21 protein-coding genes and 1 pseudogene are annotated in these 26162 nt (G+C 50.0%); 2 read left to right on the top strand and 20 right to left on the bottom strand.

The window, feature by feature from the left end:
- Nucleotide 1: 1 nt before the first annotated feature.
- The 11 genes from G598_RS0100675 to G598_RS0100620 form a co-directional block, all read right to left on the bottom strand.
- A complete protein-coding gene (locus G598_RS0100675; protein WP_245582716.1) occupies nt 2-2386 on the bottom strand; it encodes a glycoside hydrolase family 3 protein in 2385 nt (794 codons plus the stop codon).
- The gene (locus G598_RS0100670; protein ID WP_026765305.1) at nt 2383-3906 is read right to left on the bottom strand and encodes a DUF1593 domain-containing protein; all 1524 of its coding nucleotides are present in this window, start codon (nt 3904-3906) and stop codon (nt 2383-2385) included. Before G598_RS0100670 ends, G598_RS0100675 begins: the two co-directional genes overlap by 4 nt.
- Nucleotides 3907-3956: 50 nt before the next feature.
- The gene (locus G598_RS0100665) at nt 3957-5363 is read right to left on the bottom strand and encodes a hypothetical protein (protein ID WP_026765304.1); all 1407 of its coding nucleotides are present in this window, start codon (nt 5361-5363) and stop codon (nt 3957-3959) included.
- A gap of 180 nt (nt 5364-5543) precedes the next feature.
- On the bottom strand, nt 5544-6395 hold the full coding sequence (gene licT / locus G598_RS0100660; RefSeq protein WP_026765303.1) for a BglG family transcription antiterminator LicT: 852 nt from the start codon (nt 6393-6395) through the stop codon (nt 5544-5546).
- 269 nt (nt 6396-6664) lie between these two features.
- Entirely contained in the window at nt 6665-8119 is a 1455-nt protein-coding gene (locus G598_RS0100650) for a sensor histidine kinase (protein ID WP_037362708.1), read from the bottom strand.
- On the bottom strand, nt 8103-8795 hold the full coding sequence (locus tag G598_RS0100645; protein WP_026765301.1) for a response regulator transcription factor: 693 nt from the start codon (nt 8793-8795) through the stop codon (nt 8103-8105). The genes G598_RS0100650 and G598_RS0100645 overlap by 17 nt, the downstream gene beginning before the upstream one ends.
- Before the next feature lie 92 nt (nt 8796-8887).
- Nucleotides 8888-9289, bottom strand: coding sequence for a thioesterase family protein (locus G598_RS0100640; RefSeq protein WP_026765300.1), 402 nt, complete (start codon nt 9287-9289; stop codon nt 8888-8890).
- Between the two features lies 1 nt (nt 9290).
- Nucleotides 9291-10181 (bottom strand): LysR family transcriptional regulator, encoded by an 891-nt coding sequence (locus G598_RS0100635; protein ID WP_026765299.1) that lies wholly within the window; start codon nt 10179-10181, stop codon nt 9291-9293.
- 590 nt (nt 10182-10771) lie between these two features.
- Nucleotides 10772-11959: an FtsW/RodA/SpoVE family cell cycle protein gene (locus G598_RS0100630; RefSeq protein ID WP_026765298.1), complete on the bottom strand. Its 1188-nt coding sequence runs from the start codon at nt 11957-11959 to the stop codon at nt 10772-10774.
- Between the two features lie 24 nt (nt 11960-11983).
- A complete protein-coding gene (gene trmB, locus G598_RS0100625) occupies nt 11984-12634 on the bottom strand; it encodes a tRNA (guanosine(46)-N7)-methyltransferase TrmB (protein WP_026765297.1) in 651 nt (216 codons plus the stop codon).
- Between the two features lie 11 nt (nt 12635-12645).
- On the bottom strand, nt 12646-14565 hold the full coding sequence (locus G598_RS0100620; RefSeq protein ID WP_026765296.1) for a sigma 54-interacting transcriptional regulator: 1920 nt from the start codon (nt 14563-14565) through the stop codon (nt 12646-12648).
- A 282-nt stretch (nt 14566-14847) separates the two neighbouring features.
- On the opposite strand from G598_RS0100620, the gene G598_RS0100615 reads away from it, so the two are divergent.
- Both G598_RS0100615 and G598_RS0100610 read left to right on the top strand, forming a co-directional pair.
- Nucleotides 14848-16194 (top strand): MFS transporter, encoded by a 1347-nt coding sequence (locus G598_RS0100615; protein ID WP_026765295.1) that lies wholly within the window; start codon nt 14848-14850, stop codon nt 16192-16194.
- Between the two features lie 333 nt (nt 16195-16527).
- Nucleotides 16528-18063 (top strand): L-lactate permease, encoded by a 1536-nt coding sequence (locus tag G598_RS0100610; protein ID WP_026765294.1) that lies wholly within the window; start codon nt 16528-16530, stop codon nt 18061-18063.
- Nucleotides 18064-18128: 65 nt separating this feature from the next.
- On the opposite strand, the gene G598_RS0100605 is transcribed toward G598_RS0100610, so the two are convergent.
- From G598_RS0100605 to G598_RS0100565, 9 genes and pseudogenes are all read right to left on the bottom strand, one after another.
- Nucleotides 18129-18671: a universal stress protein gene (locus tag G598_RS0100605; protein WP_336433135.1), complete on the bottom strand. Its 543-nt coding sequence runs from the start codon at nt 18669-18671 to the stop codon at nt 18129-18131.
- 11 nt (nt 18672-18682) lie between these two features.
- Nucleotides 18683-19867 (bottom strand): ABC transporter permease, encoded by a 1185-nt coding sequence (locus G598_RS0100600; RefSeq protein WP_026765292.1) that lies wholly within the window; start codon nt 19865-19867, stop codon nt 18683-18685.
- Nucleotides 19848-20942, bottom strand: a complete 1095-nt coding sequence (locus G598_RS0100595; protein ID WP_026765291.1) for an HlyD family secretion protein — start codon at nt 20940-20942, stop codon at nt 19848-19850. The genes G598_RS0100600 and G598_RS0100595 overlap by 20 nt, the downstream gene beginning before the upstream one ends.
- Nucleotides 20943-21000: 58 nt before the next feature.
- Nucleotides 21001-21486, bottom strand: a complete 486-nt coding sequence (locus G598_RS0100590) for a MarR family winged helix-turn-helix transcriptional regulator (protein ID WP_026765290.1) — start codon at nt 21484-21486, stop codon at nt 21001-21003.
- Between the two features lie 159 nt (nt 21487-21645).
- A complete protein-coding gene (locus tag G598_RS0100585) occupies nt 21646-23919 on the bottom strand; it encodes a molybdopterin-dependent oxidoreductase (RefSeq protein ID WP_245582715.1) in 2274 nt (757 codons plus the stop codon).
- A gap of 12 nt (nt 23920-23931) precedes the next feature.
- The gene (locus G598_RS0100580; RefSeq protein ID WP_026765288.1) at nt 23932-24459 is read right to left on the bottom strand and encodes a cytochrome c3 family protein; all 528 of its coding nucleotides are present in this window, start codon (nt 24457-24459) and stop codon (nt 23932-23934) included.
- Between the two features lie 21 nt (nt 24460-24480).
- A complete protein-coding gene (locus G598_RS0100575) occupies nt 24481-25161 on the bottom strand; it encodes a 4Fe-4S binding protein (protein ID WP_245582714.1) in 681 nt (226 codons plus the stop codon).
- Between the two features lie 139 nt (nt 25162-25300).
- Nucleotides 25301-25456, bottom strand: a pseudogene (locus G598_RS20415) (4Fe-4S dicluster domain-containing protein); the annotation flags it as partial.
- A 429-nt stretch (nt 25457-25885) separates the two neighbouring features.
- Complete coding sequence (locus G598_RS0100565; protein WP_026765285.1) at nt 25886-26137, bottom strand: chaperone NapD; 252 nt, start codon at nt 26135-26137, stop codon at nt 25886-25888.
- Nucleotides 26138-26162 lie beyond the last annotated feature (25 nt).

Raw genomic sequence — 26162 nt, 5'->3', positions numbered from 1 at the left:
CTTATTTCTTCAATACCGGTACAGCGTATTTTGCGGTACGGGCGTCTTTAATCTGACCTTTCCAATCCAGGCCATAGGCAAAGTCATAGGTATGGCCTTCGCTGTCTTTATAGCATTCCATATCGCGGGGCGTGTCTTCCAGCTGACGTTCCACAGCTTCCATATCCTTGGGCTGCTGCATGGGCAGGAAACCCTGCGGCTCAAATTTGCCCGTGAGGATATCGAAGTACGCAGCATCGCTGACACCATAGCCAACGAGAATAGCATCGGACAATGGTTCAACCTCGCTGAAAATCATGGGCTTCAAGGCGTGTACCATGGTGATTACCGGCATATTTTTGCCGGATTTGGCTGCACATTCACGGCCATAAGCCACGCTGTCGAGGTCAGTAGCATTGATGATGCGTGCCGTCTTGCCAAAGTAGCTGCGGTTTTCGCCTTCATCATGGGCAATGGACTGCTTGCGTACATACTGCGAATCAGCCGTATAGGGCTTGTACTGCAGGGACAGGGGGATAAAGCCGCCCTGTTCATCACAGCCGATGCCATCAAACTGATTGCCTGCATCGGTGGGATTGTCGATAACCGCCAGCACCATATCGGCCTTGGCGACTTCTGCTGGGGCCAGGCGCTCAATATCCATTACAGACGCCATCGGTTTGCCGTCCCGGTCTTTGGCCGTAAGTTCTTTGACCTTATCGGTAACGACCGTGAAATACTCGCTGGCCACCTTGAGGTCAACCGGCAGTGCCCAATGCGCCGGGCTATAGGTATGGAAGGTTTTGTTTTCCTGCTCCGGACGATAAATCATTGGGATATAGACCACAGGCTTCGTGCTCTGTGCTTCGGCCTGATGAATCACATTGCCCTTGTTTTTCAGCATGACAATGGATTTTAACTGTGCCTGATAGCCCTTGGCCTTGTCGGCAGGATTGCCCACTTCCGCTACGGTCTTTTGGACATCGAGATAGGGATTTTCAAACAGGCCAATCTGGAAAATATTGCGCAAAAGGCGCACAGCCGACTGCTGGAAACGCTTGTCCATATAGTCCTTGCCGTGTTCCTTGACGCCCATTTCATAGGCGGCGAGTACCGGCTTGATATCGTTGTTGCCGCCGAACTGGTCAACACCAGCCATCAGGGCTTTATAGTGACGGATTACTTCCGTATCGTTCTCCACGCCCCAGGCGGTCGAAATATTGCCTTCGCCCAGTTTTTTCGGCACATCATGGGTCACGCACCAGTCGGTGCAGATAACGCCATCATAGTTGTACTTGTCGCGCAGCAGGCCAATCTTGTAACGGGAGAAGGCACTGCCGACCTTTTCCCCCAAAGAGCCGTCTTCACTCCAGGCAATGGAATAGGACGACATCACGGCACTGGGCATTTTCGTCTTGCCCGTGAGTTTAAGGCCGCCATCGACAAAGGGAATCAGCTGCGTATTGAACTGGCCGCCGGGATAGACAGCATACTTGCCGTATTTGGAATGCGCTTCACGGCCGCCTTCGCCCACGCCGTCACCGGGCCAGTGTTTCATCATGGCGTTGACGCTATACTTACCCCAACCCATGTCCTTGCCTTTTTCAATCGTGGACTGCACGCCGTCCATATTGGCCTTGGCCATATCACGGGCCAGCGCGGGGTCTTCGCCAAAGGTGCCGTAGTAACGCGTCCAGCGTGGGTCGGTGCCCAAATCAATCTGCGGGGAAAGACCAGTGCCAATGCCCAAGAGGCGGTATTCCTTGGAGGAAATCTCGCCGAACTCTCTGGCAATCTGCGGGTCAAAGGTAGCCGCTATGCCCAGATTGCTCGGCCAGCGGGATACGCCGCCCGTCACGTCTTTGAGATACACGCCATTGCCGCGGGCATCGCTTCTGGGGTCGGAACTGGTATTGGCCGGAATGGCAAAGGGCAGGCTTTCCGCATAGGCCTGCAGGGCATTGTTCCACTGGGCCGTCACTTCGTTGCTCGCCGTGCTGTCGGCATTGAGTACCGTGCGCACATGGTCAGCGGAGAGCATTTTTTTCTGATCGTCCGTCAATTGCGGTTTGAGATTGCGCTGGTGCATACTGTAGAGCATAAGTCCTGCGATATCTTCCGTACTCAGTTGTTTGGCCAAGTCCTCCGCCCGTTTCTGCGGCGTAAGACGCCAATCTTCATAGGCATCCAGCTTGCCATTGCGGTTCATATCCTTGAATACCTTGCCGTCAACCTGCAAAAGTTTTACACCGGATTCCTTGGAATACGCCAGTTCAGCCCCCTGCTGCGATACCAGCGTATAGCCATCAGCGGTCGTCTGTTCTTGGACATCTGCCGCCTGCACCTGATGTCCCATTAAACACAAACTAATAGCCAACGCCAAAGCATTTGTTTTCTTCATGTTCATAATTCGCTCTCTCCTTCAGCAGTCAAAATAATACGGGCATAACGGGTCAACGGAATTTGACCATTATCCGTCACTTCACAGATTACATGAATCGTTTCGCCACTGCCAATGTTTTGCGGAACCACCAAGCTTGCTTCCGTTCCCTTAGCGCTTATCTGTACGGCAGCACCATACGTACCCGCTTCCTCATAGACATACCAGCAGCAATTCGTCTTATCGCCATCGGGGTCAGACACATTCGCATGCAGTGTGATTTTCTGCCCCGGTTTTACCTGCTGATTCAGCCCCTCAACGATTTCCACCTTGGGTGCGTGGTTTGCCTCCTGATAATCCTTCATCGTCCAATCCACACGGGCGGCAAAATCATTTTGGAAATCCTTTATCCAGCGTGTCTGGGAATAAAATCTATCTTTTTTCCCCGTTTCGGGATTGTAGTCATACGAAGCAATGTTATCTTCCCAAAGGTTCGGCACTGCCCGGGACGGACTCAGCCGCCCGCTCCAACCGCCATAGCTGAAATTCTCTGCCGAACGCAGGCCATTGTCGATTAAATATAGATACGATGGCGAATCGCCTTCGGAAATGAGGTCATATTTTTGATAACCTGCCTTTTGTGCAAATTCCAGCGAGCCGAATTTATCCTCCGGGTCACCGGCCAGCTTATGCCCATCTCCATAAGTCATATAGCTGCCGCCAATCGCACCTTTAAGAATGTTTTTCTGCATCCATTCCCCGCCAAAATATTTTTTCTGCGAGGGCGGTGCAACTTTCGGCCAGGCATAAGCAATGCTGACGAACTGCAGTTCGTTAAATGCCACCTTGATATCCGGCCAGTTAATGGCAATATAATTCTTATACGTCTCATCCTGATTCATGATGTTGTAAAGAATCGCCTTCTGACTTACCTGTTTATAAATGCTCGCCCACTGAGCTGTTCCCTTATACTTATCCTCAATGGATTTTAAGGCTCTGGCAAAAGTATTGCTGCCGCCCCATGTCTCAAAATGAATGGGAGTCTTATCCGCCGAAAGCAACAGCTGTTCAATCCAGCGGCTGCCTTCGGTATCCTTGGCCATTTCACCTTCAAAGTCGATATTGCCGACTTTGACCAACGATTGTAATTTATCCGGTGCTAGGTAATCCTTGTCATGCTGGGATAACTTCGGATAAACACTGCGATATTTTTCAATATACTCCGTAATCCAATCCGTACCGCACCAGCGCAAATCCGTATGCTTCCCCGGATGATATTTTTTTATCCAATCCATATTGGATTCAAACAACGTGCCCTTGCCGTCGCCGCTGTAGTGCCACATGGAACTCGTGTAGATTATGCCCTTGACATCCACATCATTGGTGTAGAGCAAAAAACGCAGGAAGGAATCCATATCGTCCACTTCGCCATCGGTCATCACGACCGTCTGCGGACGCTCCTTGGCCGCGGCAACATTGTGCTGTGGTAAAATGGCGCCCAGCGCCAATGTTCCTAGGATTAACCCCGCCAACTTCTTTTTATTCATTGTTACAAGCCTCCTAGACTTCATCTATTCATGTTAAGCCACAGTCCACATTAGAAGAAGAACTGTGCCTGGAAACGATAGAGGTCACTTCTAGCGCCCGTGTCAATTTCACGGCCCCAGGTGTAGAAGGTATCCAAAAGAATATTCTTGTAAGGAACATAGCTAAAGCCCAAACGGACGAACTTTTCGTTCAAGCCGCACCAGTCGGTAACCGTCGGCCAGGAAAGCGCCGGCTCATAACGGTAAGTGAGGGTAACGCCATAGCTGTTGGTTTTATCGAGTTTGGCACCTTTGTAGTCAAGCTGCAGCCAATGCCCCGGTTTCTTGGTTTTCGTTCCGGCCACGGTATTATTGGGGTCACGTTTTGCATTGCTGTTGATGATACCGGCACGCACGCCCCAGTTATTGTCGAATTTGTGATGCGCATGGGTGTAATAGTAGAACACTCTGCCCTGGTCGGGGTCCTGATAACGACTGGCCATAGCCGAGCTGTAGGATACACCAAAGTTGATATCATTCTTGGCGTCGAAAGGATAGAAGAAACGCAGACTGGTGACTTTTTCCTGCGTACGGGTACCGCCCATAGCATCATCCCAGAGATCCATCTGCCCGGCAGTAAAGAATGTCTTAAACTTCTTCTTGCCCTGCACCAGCTGAATACCGCTGAAATCGCAGTCGATGTCCATGCCCCAGCCGTAAATGTTCCATTCGTTCCATTTACCGACTTTAGCTTCCAGTCCCAATTTGGGGAACTTACCGGTTACATAGCCGTCCACAGTCAGACCGGTCTGATTTTCGTTAGGCGTCAGGCTTTTCGTCTCATCAAAACCGCTGAAACTGTTACGATAACCAATATCGGCGTGAGCCGCCCAATTATCATTGACTTTATAGGTGCTGTTAACGGCAATATGAATCATATTAGCCCGCGTGGTACGGCCTGTGTCCTTCAGATAATGGTCATTACGGATACGGGCATAGCCGCTGACGGATAATTTATCGGCCAATGCCGCCGCCTTTTTCAATCCGGCCTTTTCTTCAGCCGTCAAGGTTTCGCCACTCTGACTGTCGTTTAGCTTATCCATCTGCGCATTGTCCAGATTATCCAGACGATTCAGAAGGGTGAGTTTTTTTATGTCGTAGTAATACTCACTATTCAGCTGATTTAGCTTCTCCTGCTGCACGTCGCTCATATTGGCCTGATTTTTCATGGCACTATCCACAATCATGGCCATTTCCAAACGGCTAAGCACCCTGCCTTCTGGAATCGTTACCGCATAATCCGGCACCGCCTTGGCAGCAATCAGCTCATTCACCGCAGTGTACGACCAATCACCTGCCGGTACCTCCGTCAAAAAGCCGCCTGCCGCTTCCGCGCTGGCTTCGCAGCTTACAACAGCCGCCGTCATAACCGCTGCCGTACCGATTTTTCCTGCATTCAGCAGATTCCAAGTCTTCATTTCAATTCCTCCAAAAAATTACTTAATTGTAAATTCTTGAAGGTTTGGCCAACTTAATGTCACCATCCAACCGGGGTTCGTTCCTGCTTCATCAACTCACTTTCCCGAAAATCAGAGGGCTGCCCCTCCCCCGAAGGTACACACCCTGATTTTCGTTAATCTCCATTTATATGGACAGGCTTATGCCTGCTCCTGACACTTGCGGATAACCTTGGCCACATGAATCATCAAATAAAACTGTTCTTCCCCGCTGACTGCATAGCGATATTTTTTCGCCAAAAAGGCCACAATACGGTCAACACATTCATGGGCCAGCTTATATTTTTTCTGCACCATGGCTTCCATCTCTTCGTCGATTTCATCGCCGTTAGGGGTTGCTCCGCTGAACATACGCTGGGCAAAGAATTTCAAATGGGTGACAAAGCGATAATAAGCCAGCGATTCGCGGTCAAATTCGATGCCGCAGAAACGACGGACGATGCTTGTTATTTCATCAATCAGGGTCACAATTTTATCGGCCATGGGCTGTTTCATATCGAGCTGGCCGTCGATGATGTGCATGGCGATAAAGCCGGCTTCATCTTCGGGAATATCAATATCGAATTGCGCTTCAAGCATCAGCACCGCTTTTTCGGCAATGGCAAATTCCTTAGGATAAAAGCGCCGGGTTTCCCAAAGCATCATATTGCGGATATTGATGCCCTCCCGCAGACGGTGAATCGCCATATGGATATGGTCGGTCAGGGAGATATACACCGTTTCATTGAGTTTTACGCCCAGCTCTTTTTCCGCCAGTTCAATGATAGCCGTGCTGGCGTCCAGATAATCCACACGCAATCCGGAAAGCAGTTCCTTGAATTTTTCCAGCATTTCATGGTCACTCAGCCGATAAACCTTATCAACCTTGCCATCTTCCACGCTGTCGCCATTCTTTTTGCCAAAGGCAAGACCTCTGCCCATGGCCACGACTTCGCAGCCGTTTTCATCTTCCGTTACGATTACGTTATTATTCAATATCTTTTTTATCTGCACGATTTTTCCCCCTGAACTTCTTTGGAATCCTAAATACGGCAAAATAAAAAGGCAAAACAACCTGACAGTACGCCCCGTCAAGTAAATTTTGCCTTCATCTCTCTAAACATAACTACCCCTCCAAAAAGCATATATGCGTCTTGAAGGTTTGGCCAACTCAATGTCACCATCCAAATAATATCGAACACTACTAAACTATAAGCAATTTTAGCATACATCAGAAAAAATGTAAAGGGCATATCCGTGAAACAACGGCCCAGATTTGCCCCTTATTCACATAGCGGTATTCGTAAATGAATGGTTGTACCCTCGCCCAGTTCACTCGTGAGCGAAATTTCTATACCATGCTGCTCGGCAATCCAGCTGGCTATGGAAAGCCCCAGGCCTGTACCGCTGACGCCTCCCTGCACCTTGGTGCGGGAAGTATCCACGCGGTAGAAGCGTTCAAAGACCTTCTGCTGGTCTTCCTTGGCAATACCGATGCCATTATCCGACAAATCGACCTCCATAAAGGAACCTTCCGCATTAATCACTTTTTGGGAAACCACGACAATACGCCCCCCTTTGGGCGTATATTTCGTACTGTTATCCAAAAATATCCGGAACATCTGTCGCACAGTGACCAAATCGCCATAAATCATGCCATCATCATTTTGCAAAAGTTCTACCGTATGGTCTTTGGTTACGAGCTTCATCTTTTTGATGATATCGGCAAGAAGTTCACTGAGCTCAATATTTTCCTTGTGCAGGACCTGACGGTTCTGATCAGCGCGGGCTAGAAAAAGGAGTTTTTCGATAAGCTGCTGCATATTTTCCGCTTCCGAACGAATGGACGCTATGCCTTCATCCAACACAGCTTCGTCCGAACGCCCCCAACGGGAAAGCAGATCCGAATAGCCTAGGATAACCGTTACCGGTGTGCGCAGCTCATGCGAGGCATCAGACACAAAACGCTTTTGCTGTTCAAAGCCGCCCTCCAATCTATCCAGCATATGATTGAAGGTTTCGGCAAGCTCGGCCAGTTCATCACGTGCCGGCGGAACAGCAATGCGCCTGTCCATCTTCTCCACTTCTATCTTGCGGGCGGTCGCCGTCATCTCCCGAATGGGCTGCAATATACGGCGGCTCACAAAGAACCCCGCCACCAGTGCCAGCAGAAAGCCCAAAATGGTCATCAGAAATAAAATCTTTTGCAGGGTCTCCAAAAAGTGCTTTTCCGCCGTAATGGTCTTGAAGAAGTGCATCTGGTAAATCTGCCCACGATATTCCACATCCATGCGGGCATGATACAGGGTTGCATTCCGCAGTTGTGCAACCTGCATATTTTTGTTGGCCCAGAAAGGCGGATTTTTTACCGTACTTTCCTCAATCCGTTTAATCGGCGGGTAATGTACATCATTTTCATAGACGATTTTTCCCCGGCTGTCTACAATACGCAATACCACACCGGGCAGAACGAGATCATCACGGCCAAAGTCCATATCAATGGAACGCCCCTGCTCCATAACCTTCAGCACATGATTCATGCTGATTTCCAGTTCCACTTCGGCCTGATGGTAAAAGGAAAAGAATACCCCCAAACCGGTCAGGCCACTGGTCAGAAGCAATACCAGCAAGAGCACTGACGCATAAAAACAGGTAATCTTAGTCGAAATTTGGGCATAGCGCAGGCGATTCAGCATCATCTTGGGATGCCGCAGCCAGGCCTTAATCCCGAACTGCATAACCTATGCCCCGAACCGTATAAATATATTTCTCCTGAAAACGTTCATCAATCTTCGAGCGCAGATAGCGGATATACACGTCCACCACGTTGGTATCCCCGCTATAGTCATAGCCCCATACCGCCTGCAGGATCTGCTCACGGGAAAGAACATTGCGCTTATTGCGCAGAAGGAATTCCAGCAGCGTATATTCTTTCTTGGTCAGCTGGACAAATTCGCCCTTAACCCGCACTTCATAACGGCTGGGAATCATGATGAGGTCTTTGATGGTCAGACGTTCATTGTCATCATCCTCAGTGGTGCTTTCCTTGTAATGGCTGCGCAGTGCACGGCGAATACGGGCCAAAAGTTCCTGCATATCAAAGGGCTTCGTGATATAATCATCAGCCCCCAAATCAAGCCCCGATACCATATCCGATACATCATCCCGCGCCGTCAGCATAATGATGGGAACATCCGAGGTTTCCCGCACCCTGCGGCAGATCTCCATGCCGTCCATTTCCGGCAGCATTACATCCAAAAGTACGAGGTCAAAACCACCTTTTAAGATTCTATCCAAAGCATGACGGCCGTTATCCTCAAGAGCCGTGTCATACCCTTCATGTTCCAGTTCAATCTGTAAAAAACGGGCAATACGATGTTCATCTTCCACAATAAAAATCTTCGGGTTCGCCATGCAAATTCCCTCCTATTAATAAAACGGTCTGTTTATATAATATAACGAAGGGCAAGGTTTGAAAAGCCTTGCCACGCATTTATAATGGAAATTTAATGTTGTACCTTGCCTGCCGCTTTAGCCAAAAATTTCTCCCTGGCTACGGCAAAGCGCTCGTGGGTGCCCACGCCAATTTCTTCTTTATCATCATAGGCTCGTACGGTAAAGACAAGCTTGCGTCCCTCTACCGCTGTAACCTCTGCTTCGGCCCGCACGGTAAGCCCCACAGGTGTAGCCGCTTTGTGTGCCACATGCAGGCTGATGCCTACAGTTGTCCAGCCCTCCGGCATGAAACGCTCCACCGCTTCTGTGGCCGCCTTTTCCATCAGACAGGTCATGGCTGGCGTAGCATAGACCGGCAAACTGCCGCTGCCCATAGCCAATGCTGTATTCGCTTCCGTTACCTCTTCGCTGACGGTGTTTTTCAATCCTGCCTTTACCTGTGTAAGCTCCATATTAAACTCCTTTCTCTCCGAGGAACATCTCCCGGAACAGACGAATTAAATGCTCACTGGAAGATGAGAGGGTGCGGTTTTTCAGCCAGGCGATTACCGTATGCGTACTCATCTCCGGTTCAACCAGTTTTTTATAGATCAGATTGCCATCGGTCAAAAGCGTCTTGGAGGACACGGGCAAGAGCGCCATCCCCATACCCATCTTGGCCAGCAGCAAATCCTGCACAATACTGTCACTGACGCAGATGATTTTCGGTTCAAAGCCCAGCTTGCGGCAATTTGCGATAAAGACCGACTGCCAGCGCAGCGGAATGATAATCGGCTGGTCTTTGAGTTCCTTGAGTTCCACCTTGTCGCTGGCGGCACCGATTTCCTGCTCCTTGTTCATAATGAGCACTAGAGGCTCATTGGGCAGGACAATGGACTCATAGACCTTGGAATCCACTTGCGTGCGCGTAATGCCAATTTCAATCACCCGATTGTCGAGAAGTTCCAATATGCGGGCGCCTTCGGCTTCCCAAATCTGATAGGTGACATTGGGATAACGCGAGTGAAATTCCGAGATGAGTTCCGGCAGCAAAAGCGCCCCCGAAGTCGTAATCGTCCCCAGACGAATGGAACCGGCAATGCCAGAACCTATTTCCGTAATTTCCCGCACAGTGCCATCAACCATGCCCAATATATGCTCTACCCGGGTATACATGACCCGTCCGGCATCAGTCAGGCGGATGCGTCGGCTGCCCCGTTCAAAAAGCTGCACCCCCAACGAAGATTCCAGCCGTTTCATCTGCCGTGATAAAGCGGGCTGGGCAATATCCAGGCGCTGCGCCGCGTGACTGATATTTCCTTCCTCTACAATGGCGTAAAACGCCCGCATATCCTTGATGTCCATTTCCTGCCTCTTTCTTACTATATGAAAAACTCATAGTTTCTATAACTATTTAGGTTTATTATACTTTTTTTGTTAAGATAGGGCAATGTATTTTGCAAAAAAGTTATACACAAAAAGACGGAGTGGCGGGGCGGCAATAACTTTCGTCTGCTTAGACAAGCTTGTCAAACGCGTCCGAAAGCCATCCCCGCCCCCTCCCTCCTCACTGCCAGCCCTAAGATTAGCACTTCGCTGCAACCCATACAACGATATATGAAGTAAGCCCGCGGAAGCTGGTGATGTTTTCCGCAGCTTTTGACAAGCCTGTCTATGGCGAAGGAAAATATTACCAGTTCCCACGGGCGCCTTAACCTATCGTTGTGACGTATGCACTAAGCCCAGTGGCTGATAATGCTTTTCCGTCGCGTTAGGCAAGCCTGCATAAGCAGAGGAAAAAGATTATCAGCCACCGGGCGTCCTTTGCATATCTTTGTAATGTACGCACTAAGCGCGGTGACTGGTTATGCCTTTCCGCAGCTTTTGACAAGCCTGTCTATGGCGAAGGAAAGGTATTACCAGTCACCGCGCGTCTTTTAGCATAGCAGTGAAACTTATTTCACCAACCGCAAATGCGTTTTATTATCCTTAGGTTCTTTTTCGGCCATCTCCGGCCCATCGTAATTCTCCCGCAGCGTTCGCCCATGGTCACAGATATTCAAGAGCATTCCCATCGCCACCATGGTGACGATAAGGGATGAACCGCCATAACTGATAAATGGCAATGGCACACCAACCACAGGGAGCAGTCCGCCCACCATCATGATATTGGCAATAGCCTGTCCGGCAATGAGCACCATGATACCTGTTGCCAGCATCTGCCCGAATTCATCGGGCGCACGGTTGGCAATACGCACACATAACAGCACCAAAAGTGCCAACAGCAGAAACACCATGAAGGCGCCCATATAGCCATGCTCCTGGCTAAAGATGGCAAAGGCAAAGTCCGTATGGGCTTCAGGCAGGTATTCATACTTGCTGACACCTTCGCCAAGGCCCATGCCCCAGAAACCGCCAGAGCCGATAGTAGACAACGACTGTACCGTCTGATAGCCCATGCCCTGCGCATCGGCCCAGGGATCAAACCAGACCTTCACGCGTGCCATACGGTAAGGCTGCAAACACACCAGGGCAACAACAGCAACCACCACCAGCCCCAAAAGCCCCATAACGTATTTCATCGACATTCCAGCCACCACGGCCATAATCAAGGGTACCCCCAGCACGATAGCAGCAGTGCCCATGTCCGGCTCCAACTCAATCAGCACCGCCATAAGAACAATTATGCCGTATTTCGGGTTAACTACATTAAAAATGGAATCTGCTTTCCCCCGCTTTATCCGGGAGGAAAGCGTAGACGCCGCCAACATCAAAGATACCAACTTGGCCAGCTCTGCGGGCTGAGCACCAAAAAGCCAGCGTCTGGCACCATTAACCTCTGTACCAACGACCAACACCGCCACCAGCGACAGGAAGGTCGTGGCGATAAACGCCAGCATCAACGGCCCCTGCAAGGGCCGCCAGCGCCGATAGTTTATCTTCCTGAACACAAAAAACAGAAACAAACCTGCGGCCATAACGATGGCATGGCGTCGCAAAAAATGATAAGGATTTTCGTAGTCCGTAGTCCCCAGCACAAAGCTGGAACTAAAAACATTAATCGTCCCCAGCACCATCAGTACCACCATAATGACGATTATCGGTTCTGCATCGTTATTCCAAATCTTTTTCCGAATCCGCACGAAAAAGCCTCCTTGTGCCTTCGCTTATGCGAATATAACCTCACAGCGGTTGATTTTCTCGCCGAAGCCGCTGAACTTACGCTCATACTCCGTCATAATATTATCCGGACGGTTCTCCGCATGCAGGTCAAAGGAAACATCCTGCACTTTAAGGCCGGCCTCCTCGAACTGTTCCAACGAAAAATCAAACAACGGACGGTTGTCTGTCTTAAAATGCAGCTCACCGGGCTTTTTCAGGAGCTTGCGGTATTTTTCCAGGAAACCCACATGGGTCAGACGGCGCTTGGCATGACGTTTCTTCGGCCAGGGGTCGCAGAAGTTCACATAGAAACGGTCAACTTCCCCTTCCGCAAAGATGTTTTCAATATTATTGATATCAAATACCAATAAACGAATATTGGTAAGCCCCTTTTCTGCTACTTTCTTCGCAGCAGAATAGAGTACATCCTGCTGAGCCTCAATCCCAATATAGTTAATCTCAGGATTGCGTTCAGCCAGCTGCGTGATAAAATCCCCCTTACCTGTTCCAAGCTCCACATGCAGCGGCGCCTTGCGGCCAAAGATTTCACTCCACTGGCCTTTTTTCTCCTCGCCAATCTCCTGGTCCTTGCTGATGACAAAGGCATCAAATTCATGGATAGCTTCATCTACCCAAGGCTTTCTACGTAAACGCACAATCTTTCTCCTTACTTCTTTTCCAATCCATACTTCTTCAAATAACGGTACAAGGTCACGCGGCTGACATTCAAGAGATTTGCCAGACGGCTTACATTGCCGCCTGCCGCCTGCCAGGCCTTTACAAAGACTTCCTTGTCCTCTTTCCACTTGTTGTCGGGTTTCACATCGCCCATCAGGCTGATGTCATGAGGATTGATCTCCGACTCCGTCGTATTGAAGAAGGCATACTCCAGCACGCTCTGTAACTGCTTGATATTGCCTGGCCAATCGTAATTGCGCAGCACCTCTTCCGTTTCCGGCAGGATTTTCTTAGGCGCCATCTGATGCTGTTCAGCCAGTTCGCTGATGATATGAGCAGCCAGTTTGGGAATATCCTCCCGGCGGCTGCGAAGGGCCGGTACACGCACAATGCTCTTGGACAGGGCATCATAGAGATCACGGTCAAAGAGGCCGCGCTCCGTCAGACGTTTCAGATCACTGTCGCAGGCAGCAATGATGCGCACATCAATGCTGCGCTCTACCTGCTCGCCCACCCGGCAGGCCTTGCCCGTATTCAAAGCTGCTGCCAATTCTTTAGCGATGCTTTTCGGCATTTTTTCGATTTCGTCCAGGAACAACGTACCGCCTGAGGCTAGTTCCAACCGCCCCTGATGGCTGACCTCAGAATTCAGCACCACACCGAAGAGTTCCTGCTCCAGAAGTTCCGGTGTCGTATCGCCGCAGCGCAGGGTAATCAGCGGTCCGGCAGCCCGCGGACTGCCCTGATGTATGCCATGGGCCATACGCTGCTTGCCGGTTCCGGCCTCGCCCTGAATCAGCACATGATGCTTGTTCTTAGCTACGCGGGCTGCCTTATTGCGAACGCTGGCAAAGGTTGTGCCCTCACCGACCATGGAACCTAAGCTGTATTTAGCCGTATAACCAGCCGCATGGGCTACAAGCGTTCGCAAATCTTCAATGGGCATAGAAACGACAACCACACTCTGTACAGCCTGGTCTTCGTCACGTTCCAACGGCACGACCGTGGTAATATCCTCATAAGTCTTGGCCGGTGTAATCCAGGTCACTTCTTTATTATAAGAAGGGATTCCCCGGAAACCTTTATAAATCGGCGTATGCTGATAGTTCATAATCACATCATTGAGGTTGGATGCACTGCGGCGCGTGCCAGGATCACGCTTGGCGCCAATACCTTCCAAACGGGTATGGCCCAGGCGGTTAGCATAGGCTACTTCACCGCCGGGCAGCACATGGTATACCGCAAAGGGAGTCGCATCCAAAATCGCTTCTTCAGCCTTGATGCGAACGGCTTCACTCAGATGACGCTCCAACGCCTTGCGCATGGTAAAGAGCAGGGAAATAACCGCATCCTGCGGCATGGCCACCTGTTCCATGGAAACCAGCGTGATAATGTAGGTAAGTTCACCGGCTACAATCACCGGCGCCGAACAGGCATCGCCGAGCTGACATTCCTTGACCCACATTTCCGGGCCGAACATCCAAAAAGGTGCCTTATGCTCCAAGGCGACACTAATGGAAGAAGTGCCCACCTGATCAATGCCTACATTAGCCCCCTCGATTTCACCGGGGGTCATCTGATAAAAGGGCAGGGAATAGCTCTTGAGAACCGTACAATCCGCATCAATCAGCAACAGGCTCAGATTGTATTCCTGGAAAAATTCCTTGATACCATCACTGAGGTCGCTTAAATATTCAATGGCATCTGCATGCTTCAACTGCAGTTCGTGAAACGCCTCTTTCGACAGCAGATGATGAATGGCCATCTTTTCCGTTCCCACGCCATGTTTTTTGCTCTGCTGCCAGGAATCCGCCACCCATGGATGTACGTTAGGGTCCAGTACACCATCACGGGCAAATTTTTCATAATAGGCTTCGAGCTTAGCACGGCTCCGATGCTCTCTAATCATAGTTTGTCCTCCCTAAAAATCCTTATTTTATCTACCATTTCCTGCGGCATCTTCAACCGCTATTATTTCCGGTCAATAAGTTTCGTATCTTACATTTTAACAAGCCTGCATGCTTCCTGCAACTGCTTTCCCCAAAAAAGTTTACATTTTTGGAAAAAAAACGCGTAAATTCGTAAACATCAGTAAAACGCTCTTGCGACAGGTGTCAAGACAGTGTATAATGCATATTGTTATTTTTCATTGTCATGACAGTTGTCGCATTTTAGGAAAGAGGTATTCATTATGATTTTGCAGCGCTTGGAATCCCTGCCCGTGGGCACATTTCATTACAAGCTATTGTTACTGACGGGCCTTGGCTGGCTCTTTGACTCCATGGACACGGGGCTTATTGCCTTTGTCCTGCCTGTACTGGCCAAAGAGTGGGCACTTACGCCTGCACAGGTGGGCTGGATTGGTTCCATCGGGCTTATCGGCATGGCATTGGGTGCAGTGCTCGCCGGAACTTTGGCGGACCGCATTGGCCGCAAGCGGGTATTTTCTTTAACCGTTCTGCTCTACAGTCTGTCTACGGGTATGTGTGCCCTGTCCTGGAGCTATGAATCCCTGCTCGTATTCCGTTTCCTTGTCGGCTTTGGCCTCGGCGGTGAGTTGCCGGTTGCCGCAACCCTCATGAGCGAATACGCGCCGGCACATCTGCGCGGCCGTTTCATCGTCCTGCTCGAAAGTTTCTGGGGCGTAGGCTGGCTGGTGGCTGCCTGCATCTCTTATCTCTTGATTCCCGCCTTTGGCTGGCAGATTGCCTTCGTCATCGGTACCCTGCCCGCCCTCTATGTCTTCCTGATCCGCCTGCATATGCCGGAATCCATCCGCTACCTGCTGACGAAAAACCGCATAAAAGAGGCGCAGGACGTTATCCTGATGCTCGAGAAAAAACTCGGCGTTCAAAGTCAGCCGTTTACGGGGGAAGTTGACCTGTCTGAACTGACCCGTCAGGAAAAATCTGCTCAGCCAAAATTCACGGCACTTTGGAGTGCACCGTTCCGCACCCGTACAGCCATGCTCTGGCTCGCTTGGTTCGGCATCGTCTTCAGCTACTACGGCATTTTCATGTGGCTGCCCTCCATCGTTTATGCACAGGGCTTTGCAGTCGTCAAGACCTTTGAATATGTCCTCATCATGACCCTTGCCCAGCTGCCCGGCTATTATGCCGCCGCCTGGCTCGTAGATGTGATTGGCCGCAAGTACACCCTGTCCCTGTTCCTGCTGCTCTCCGGCGTCTGCTCCTTTTTCTTCGGCAACGCCGAAACCTCCACTGCATTACTCGCCTGGGGTTCTGCTATGAGCTTCTTCAACCTCGGTGCCTGGGGCGTTATCTACACCTACACCCCGGAACAGTACCCCACCGCTATCCGCGCTCTGGGCAGCGGCTGGGCCGCCGGCTTTGGCCGCATCGGCGGCATGCTGGCCCCCATGCTGGTCGGCGTAATGCTCGGCAACGCCTTCGGCATGAACACCATCTTCCTGATGTTCGCTTCGGTATTTGTCATTATCTCAGCAGTTGTTATCCTGCTCGGCAAGGAAAGCAAACAGAAAACACTCGAAGAACTCGAAGTTGCCATGGAAGGCTAAATATACTGCCATTAGCGAAAACAATATAGTAACCAATGAACTTCACCGGCCCATGAGGACTTGTTCCTAAGCGATTTACGCGCCCCGCGCGTACTAGCGCAGGAATAAGTCCTCATGGGCTGGTGTCACTTCTGCACCTACTAACGCAGGAATAAGACCTCATGGGCCGGTGCCACTTTTATGACTTATTTATGATAGTTGTTAGATTTTCCACACTTTTTTTAAGATAGAACCTTTAATTCTCCCATTGACATTTTTTAGTACCTGCTTATATAATGAAGTATCTTATTCATATTATTTTCATGGTCTTATATTAAGAAAGGACTTGATTTTTTGTTTCTGATTGCGCTTTCACCAATCCTTTGGCTGGCTGTAGCGCTGTGCGTACTGCACATGCAGCCTCACAAGGCCTGCCTGCTGGCCCTCCTGCTTTCGGTGGTCGTAGGCATCGGTCTTTACGACATGACCACCATTCATGCGTTCCAGGCCTTCCTGGAAGGTGTGGCTCTGGCCTGCTGGCCAATCCTTTTGGTTATCATTGCCGCTATCTTTACCTACAATCTGTCGGAACACACGAAAGGCATGGACGGTATCAAGAAAATGCTGACCTCCGTCAGCAATGACCGCCGCGTGCTGATTCTGCTCATCGGCTGGGGCTTCGGCGGCTTCATGGAAGGCATGGCCGGTTTTGGTACGGCTATCGCCATTCCTGCCAGTATGCTCGTTGGCATCGGCGTCAATCCTATCTTAGCCGCCAGCGTCTGCCTGGTCGCCAACTCCGTGCCGACTGCTTACGGCTCCATCGGTATTCCTCTGGTTACGCTGGGCAATGTCACCAGCAACGATGCTACGACGCTCGCTACTTATACCTGTTTGCAGCTGGCACCGCTGACTATCCTCTGCCCGTTCATTATGACTTTGGTTGCCGGCGGCTCCCTGAAGGCTCTTAAAGGCATGATTGCTACCTGCCTTGGTGCGTCCTTTGGTTTCCTCATTCCGGAACTGGCCGTAGCTGCTACCATGGGCCCGGAACTGGCTGTTGTCGCTGGTTCTATCGGCGCTATGGGTGCTATCGTGGCCTGTGCCAAGATGTTCCCGGTCAATGACCCGGCTTACGCTATGCCCGCCCATGAAGATGACGGCGAAAAGCTGACGGCTGGCAAAGCCATTACCGCATGGCTGCCATTCATTCTCATCTTCGTCTTCCTGCTGGCTACGTCCAAACTGATTCCGGCCATCCATGACCCGCTGAATCTCATTAAGTCCTCCGTACTGATTTATGATGGCGAAGGCGGCGCACCTTACACCTTTACCTGGGTTGCTACCCCGGGCGTTCTGATTTTCCTGGCTGCCTTCATCGGCGGTGCCAAGCAGGGTGCAGGTTTCGGCGAAATGCTCGGCGTGCTCCAAAAGACCGTATACGGCCTGCGCTTCACCATTCTCACGATTATCTCCGTTATCGCGACCGCAAAGGTCATGGGCTATGCCGGCATGACGCATGAGATTGCCGAAGCTGCTGTTGCCGCAACGGGCACGGCTTATCCGTTGATTGCCGCCTTTATCGGTTCCATCGGTACCTTCATCACCGGTTCGGCAACGTCGAGCTGCGTACTCTTTGGCAAACTTCAGACCGAAGCTGCTCAGGCTATCGGTGCTACACCTGCCGCACAGGCATGGATTGCTGCGGCTAACGCTACGGGCGCCTGCGCCGGCAAGATGATTTCCATTCAGAGTATTGCCATCGCTGTAGCCGCTATCAAAACGTCTGGTGCTGACGGCAAGCTGCTGGCTTTTGCCGCTAAGGTTTATCTGCCCTTCGTTATCGCAATGGGCCTTATCGTTTACTTCGGCCAGACTTTGGTTGGCTAAGTAAAACTTCATAAAAAATACCGTGCTGACACATGATGTCCGCACGGTATTTTTTTACGCTTATGTTATTTTCCCTTGATGTAATGTTCCTCATCATCCCAGTCATCCGGCATCCCCTTGCACAACATAACCGGGCAGTTGGCATTCTGCGTGACAAAGCTGGATACGCTGCCCTGCAGCAGACTGCGGAAGGTGCCGAAACCATGGGTCCCCATGATAATCATATCGCTTTCTTCTTCCTCGGCCACGTTCAAAATGACCTCCCCAGGGTCACCTACTTCCACGCGGGTATGCGCTTTGATTTCACTTGGAATCACATGCATGAGTTCCGCTAAGAACTGATAAGCAGCTATTTTAAGCTCCGCCGGTACATAACCACTCAGGCTGACCTGTTCAAAAGCCGCCACATTTTTGTTGTAATCCACGACCATCAACAGGGTGACTTCAGCATTTGTCACCGCCGCCAAATGAATGGCCTCACTGACGGCCTTAAATGCCTGCCCCGAACCATCCGTAGGCAGAAGAATGCGGTCGCATTTTATCGCCTGTTTGGGACGTTTTTTGATTTCCTCAATAATCGCAGCTGTGTCCATCTGTGCTGTTTCCATAACGTCATCCCCTATTCTGTCAGTTCTTTGGCAAGTTTTGCCATCTGTTTATGCTGACGTTCTGCATCTGCCTGTTTTGCCAAAAGTTCCTTGCGGGACGCATTAAACCGCAGACAGAATAAAATCCCCACAATCCCCATATAGATGAGGAATGCGCCAAAGGTCTGCGTAATATCAAAAAAACCTGCTCCACGGGCTATGATATCCCGTTCAAAATGAAATTCCCAGGTCAGCGGGAATACATGGCTGAACTTCACCACCCAATCCGCAAAGAAAGTGGTTGGCCCGGCACCGCCGCCCAAAATAAAACCACCGGGAATAAAGAGAATCATGCGGCTTGACGCAATACCAGGGTTGGCCGCCGTCCAGCCAAACATCAGTGACAGCGTTCCCACCGTAAAGATATAGAAAATCTGCACAAAAATAAACGTAAACAGATTACCCGAAAAGGTCAAATCGCCCCATACACGCAGGACTGCCAACCCCAGCACCCAGGATACCAGCAGACAGCAGGCATAGGGAATGAGCCTTGCCAGCAAATCCCACGGCGTACCTTCAAGTAATACTTTGTCCAGTTGATGGGTCAGCCTAAGACGCGGTATCATACCAATGGTCGCAAAGGTAAAGAACATGGAACCAAAGAAGAACAAAAACCCTAAGGTTTCCCCGTTGTCCTTAGATTCCTGCGGATTAAAGAGGTTACGGGTTGCAAGGCTCACACTACCGTAAATGCTGTCATTGGTACTGCCCACATCACCATTTGCGGCCGCATTATCGAGCCCCACGATTTCATTTAAGGCTTCCTTGATGTTACTGGTATTGGCCGAGTTCGTGTTATCGTAGAACACGCCAATATTGGATGCTACCCCCGTATATCTATCCTTTTCCAGACCTCTGGGGAAATATACCACGGCAAAAGCCCTGTCCTGATAGAATAAATCCTTGGGGTCCTGTGCCGTATTTAAGACTGCCGTCACGTTCATAAACTCCGACGCATCTATGCGATTGGTCAATTCGCGCGTATAAGCCGAATTATCCAAATCGATAACAACGATTTTAACATCCTTGGCAATGTTGCCAGTGAGCAGTACCGACACAAATAACGTGATGACCATGGCCACCATGATGCAGACCTTTTCATAGGGCATGCCCTGACCGGAAAACAGGAACTTAATTTCATCTCTTAGTGAATTCACTGTCTTTCACCCCAATAGTCATGCCCGGCAAAATGCCATCCTGCTTGTCAATGTAAATGCGCACCTGGAACGCGGAAAGGTCCGACTGCCCTTTTTCGCGGCTCTGTTTCAAATCGGCAAAGCCCGGAGCCTGCGTCAAGAGACGTACCGTACCCGTAACCTGCTTTTCGCCGGCTACTGTCGTACCGGTAATTTCCATACCTTCCGAGAGGCCTGCAGCCTGCTTTTCGCTGACATAGATATCGTAATAACTGCGGTTGCTTTCGAGCAATACCACTGGCGTAGACGGCGAAATCATTTCCCCTTCTTTAGCCAGCACTTTGAGAATTTTGCCATCTTCCGGTGCCCGCAGGGTCAGACGTTCTTTAGCCACTTCCAGTTCCTTTAACTGCACTTCGAGGGCCGCTTTCTGCTGGCGCAGGGCTTCTACGTCATTAGCCATATTGGATGCTGCCAGACGTTCCTGCGCAATGCTGTCCGTACCGCTGCCATTAGTGGCGGCAGTCAATTTGCTGAGCAGCTGTTTTTGCTGTTCCACATTAGCCCGGGCCACATTGAGGGTCATTTCCGCATCATCGAGCTGGGACTGAGCAATGGCACCGGCCTGCACCAAAGATGCTTTACGATTGTAGTCAAGCTGTGCATTTTTCAGCGTGACATTTGCGGACTGCAAGGCCGCCTGCTGCTGGTCAATACCACGATAACTCTGACTTTCATCGGTATCCGCCTTCATAAAGTTAATCCCCTGCGTGCCGCTTGTGGACGCAATCTGCGCTTCCATCTGCGCAATCTGTGTCTTTAATTTGGCAATGGCAAGGTCAGTATCCGTGGAATCCAGTTCCATGATGACATCGCCCTTTTTGACGAAATCCCCTTCTTTGACCGCCTCTTTAATCAGCCGCCCGCTGACGGAATCAAAGGACATCTTCACCTGTTCAGCGGTAAGTATCCCTTCCTTTTTCTCCGTAGCCAGCACCAGTGCATCATTGCCCTTGTACATCAGCACCAGCCCGCCAATAATCAGCAGGGCAATAAATATCATCCCTGTACGCTTGGCTTTTTCTTTTGTGTTCATCCTCTATTCTCTCCTTCAATTAGTTTACTAGCTAACTATATAGATAAAATAAAGTGCATTACGCACTTAATTTTTCCAATAACGAAATCAATTGCTTCTGTTCGTCTTCCGTCAGCTTCTCCATCAGCTTGCTGACTCGCAAATAATGCGGTGGCAGGATTTTCTCCATGAAATTGCAGCCAGCTTCTGTCAGACTGACCACCTTGGCTCTGCCATCCTGAGCTGCAGGACGAACATCTATCAGGCCATCACGTTCCATGCGCTGAAGCATATTGCTGATGGTTGCCCGGGTTACGCCGACTTTGGCCGCCAATTCCGAAGGGGCAATGCCCTGCATACCATGCTGATGAAGAACAATCAGCGTACAAAATTTTCCCTCTGACAAATGATAGTTCTGCTGCAGCACATCGAGTATGGACTGCTGTATATTTTCGCTGGCGTTTTTTATGCTCAGCATGGCGATAACCGCCGCCGGATTTATCTCTGGCACCATTTGTTTATGCCGTTCCAGCTCTGCAAAAGTGGGAATCATTTCCCGTTTCATAATATCCCCCTCTATTTTAGTTAGTTGGCTAACTACCTTTTTTATTATAATCCATTCTACAAAAATGTCAATAAAAACAAAACAAGCGAAACACCGCACAACAAAAAGCAGCAGTCCCAGGTGTTATGGAACTGCTACTTTTTTGCGATTGAGAAAAATTTACGAAGCCTTACTGATTTGTACTGCACAGATTTTATACTCCGGCTGCTTAGAACCAGGGTCAAATGCATCCAGCAGCACCTTATTTATCAAACGGTCATCTTCCTTGTCATGGAAGGATACATATACCAGACCAGGCATAGGTTTGCCGCGGCCATTGATTTTGGCTTTGAATTTGCAAGTTGCCCGGCGTGAAGTGATATTTACCAAATCGCCATCATTTATCCCCAGGCGCTTGGCATCCTCCTCATTGATTTCCACATACATTTCCGGCGCCGCATTCTTTAATTCCGGCACATTCCCGGTCATCGTAGCCGTGTGCCAATGTTCCAGCATACGTCCTGTGGTCAGGAAGAATGGATATTCTGCATCCGGCATTTCCTGCGCGTCAATCTGTGGACGGGCATAGATAACCGCACGGTTGTTCTTGCGGGCATAGAATTTTATGCCTTCACCCGGTTTTACATAGGGGTCATACCCCTCGGCATAGCGGATATAGGTCTCCGGCGAATTGTCATCGGGTACCGGCCAGGTAAAGCCGTGGCCTTCCCGCAACCGCTTGTAGGAGGCCATCTGCATGTCCGTACCCTCCTGACATTTCTGATACTCTGCCCAGACTTCTTCCGGTGTCTTGAAAGGCACCAATTTTTCATAGCCCATGCGCTTGGCAAAATCAATGATGGTATCCAAATCCGGTCTTGCCTCTCCCGGCGGCTCTACCGCTTTGGCAATATGATTGGTGCGGCGTTCGCCATTGCCATAAACACCTTCCTTTTCCATCCAAAGTGCAGCCGGCAGTACCACATCGGCAAGTTCCGATGTCCGGGTTGGATGATAGGTTTCCGAAACCACCATAAAGGTTTTCTCCATGCCAGGCCGATAATAATTGAGATTAGGCAAAGACTGGCCGGGATTGGTCGTCATCACCCATAGGCATTTCAAATCGCCGGTAACAGCTGCTTTGAACATTTCCAAAGTATGATATCCCGGCTTAGAGGGCAGTGTTCCTTTAGGCACACCCCAAATTTCTTCCAACTCATTGCGATGCTTCTCATTAGCCACAAACCGATGTGCTGGCAAAATATGCGAAAGGCCGCCTGTTTCACGAACACTGCCGCAGGCACTAGGCTGTCCCGTAAGGGAAAATGGTGTATTGCCCGGCGTACAGATTTTGCCGGTGAGCAGGTGGAGATTGTGTACCAGATTGTTCGCCCAGACACCGCGTGTACGCTGATTAAAGCCCATGCACCACATAGACATGGTCTTGCGATTGGGGTCAGCAAATAATCTGGCCACCTCACGGATGGTTGCTGCCGGAATCCCGCAGGCAGCTTCCACTTTCTCCGGCGCATAATCCTGCAGGAAGGCCTTATATTCATCATAGGTAATCTTATCGCTGGCGCCTTTCATGAATTCTGTATGCTCAGCAATAAACTGTTCATTGGTAAGACCTTCTTCGATGATGACATAAGCCATGGCATTCATCAGTGCCAAATCGCGGCTGGGAATGAAGGGCAGATAGTAATCCGCAATATCTGCGGTACGCGTCTTTCTGGGGTCAGCCACAATAATCTTTACATTGGGGTCACTGTTTTTCCGGTCAATAATCCGCGAAAAGAGCACCGGATGCGCTTCCGCAGAATTCGAGCCAATCAGGAAGAAGGTATCGGCGGCCTCAATATCGGCATAGGTTCCCATGGGTTCATCTGCGCCATAGGTGGTAACAAAGCCCGCCACGGCACTTGCCATACAGGTACGGGGATTGCCCTCCACATTGTTCGTGCCAATGCCCGCACGGAAAATCTTCTGCATGGTGTAAGTTTCTTCGGCAAAGGTCTGACCGGAACCATAGAAGCCTACGGAATCCGGGCCGTAATTTTCAATGGCCTCCTTGAATTTGGACACCACCAGATTCATGGCTTCGTCCCAACTGGCTTCCACGAGCTGACCATCTTTTCTTATCAGCGGATGCAGCAGGCGGTCCTTGGTATCCATAATCTTCGGCAGCAAGATGCCCTTCACGCACAGCCTGCCTTTGTTGACCGGACAATCCGGGTCGCCTTTTACAGCCACAATCTTGCCGCCGGTAACACCAGCCAGCACCCCGCAGCCGGTGCCACAGTAACGGCAGACCCCCTTGACCCACTTTTCCGCATCCTTCTGCTCTACAGGGCCCTTGTGCGTATCTCTCTTTGTCCCGCAGCCTGCCGTAAACATGGCTGCCGAAATGGCCATAGCCTTCAAAAAATCACGTCTGGTAAATTTCATATCCATTGCCGACCCTCCTTACAGTGAACCCATGGCATCCAGATGACAGGTATAACAGCGCTCACGGCTGGGCAGTTCCTTGTTGACGGCATCATTATGCACAATGCCCGTATGGCAGGTGACACAATTCATGCCATTCTCAAAATGCTTTGCCGTATGAGGGTCTTTACGCAGCCCGGCAACCTCAGCATCTTTGATTTTATCCTGATGACAATTATAGCAATTTACTTCATTGGTATCCTGCACCTTGATTGGGTCCGGAACATTACCTGTCACATGCAAAATAAGTTCCTTAGTTCCCTTCATTTTCGACTGTACCATGCCCGTGAAGCCTGGCTGTTCATGGCAATCCGCACAATCCACATTCTTGTGATTGGAATGCTGCCAAGTCACATACATGGGGTCCATCTCATGGCATTGTTCCCCGCAAAATGTATTTTGATTCGTCGCTTCAATCATGCCATAAGCTCCTGTACAGGCAATAATACAAACCAAGCCTGCTATAGCCAGATGTTTCAGTTTTATTTTTTTCTCTCCCAAACTCATAATACACCCTCCTTATTGGCGCTAGCGCCTTTTCACGGTAAACCTTACCGCTCCTTCTTTGCATATATCAATGCAATCTCCACAATTCGTACAGAGCATATGATCATCCCAGCTATTTTTCCCCGGAGCTGTGCCCATGGAACAAACGGCTGCACACTTGCCGCAATGGGTGCATTTACGCTTATCGACCTGAACAGTGAAAATCCTTTTGCTCCCCAGCAAACCATACAAAGCGCCCAAAGGACAAAGCGTACGGCACCATATCTTCTGCCCCCAGACAAAGGCCGCAGCTAAGACCAGCAAGAGCAATACCATTTCCAGTCCCACACCGAAAAGCAACATCCGCATCAATGCAAAAACCGGCGATACCGTATTGAATACCGGCAGGGATATGAGCAGCGACAACGCCAGGGTTATCCCTAAGGCGAGCAAGGGAAGCCGTTTTTCCCGCAAATTTTTCTTTTTTCGCACAGGAATAAGCTCCAACAGAAAATTCAACGGACAGACATAACCACAAAACAAGCGTCCGCCCAAGATGGCTGCCACAGTCAACGGTATAGCAGAAAGCAGCAAGGGCATCCACAGTCTCTTGCCTGCAAAAGTGATTTCCAACGCCGTCAGCGGGTCAGTCAAAGCTGTTCCCATTAAATCTGCCGAAATATACGTACCATACCAAAAAAGGTCCACATACCATATCGGCAACAGTAATATGACAATAAAGAAAATTTGGATAATTTTGCGAACAAATCGTACGGACGACCTCATACCGCACCCCCTAATCATTCCTTGGCTTCACGGTAGCAGCCTTTTGCGGACTGGCAATGCATACATTTTCACAGCGTCCACAACCGGTACAATAATCCGGATCCACCGTAGGGTACTTGTAATTTTCCAGTTTTATCGCTTTATCATAGAAAGGACATGCTGCATGACACACCCTGCAGTCCTCCCCTTTTCTGGCCAGACAGATATCTTTGTCGATCTCAGCCAGTCCCATGCGTACGTTCTCCTTCGGCACAGGCTTTAAGGCCCCCGTTGTACAGACTTCCGTACATTTCATGCAAAGGTCACAATAGCCTTCTACCGGCACGATATAAGGTGTACCGATAGCCAGTCCCTGTTCTCCATGTGCAATCTTAATACAGCCGAGGGGACAAACTTCGGCACACTTACCACAACGGGCACAGGTTGCCAAAAAGAGTTCTTCCGGCTCTGCTCCCGGCGGACGAATAAAACCAGCTTCCCCTTTTCGCAAGCTGCTATTTCCCAATAGCAAACCGAAGATGCCGCCCCCGAGCAGCATCTTAATCAGAGACCGTCTTTCCATAAACGCCCCCCTTTATCCCTTACTTCTGTTTCTTCGCTATCATTATCATTATATACTATTTAAGCACAGCTTTATGTTGCCAGAGTCACCACTTCAAAATTATTTTTTCTCAGCCTCTGATTCATCCTCCGTGGTAACATAACTCGGATAAACGCCCAGCACGCCTTCCAAGCGTTCAATAGCCAGACACTGTTTATGCAGCTCCTGAATATTATCCGTTTCCACGATTACGATTAATTCCCCGCTCGGCGCCGTCGTCTCAACGCTTACGCCGGGAATCTCTGCCAAACAGGAACGAACATGTTCCTCCTGACCGTTTTTCATTTTCAGCAATACACTGCTCAAAGCCATACGCATACATCTCCTCATCAGCCTA

The organism is Selenomonas ruminantium subsp. ruminantium ATCC 12561, from assembly GCF_000424065.1.
Lineage (GTDB): Bacteria > Bacillota > Negativicutes > Selenomonadales > Selenomonadaceae > Selenomonas_A > Selenomonas_A ruminantium.
The sequence above is the reverse complement of the archived record's forward strand: the minus strand, read 5'-3'. Positions and strand labels throughout refer to the sequence as shown.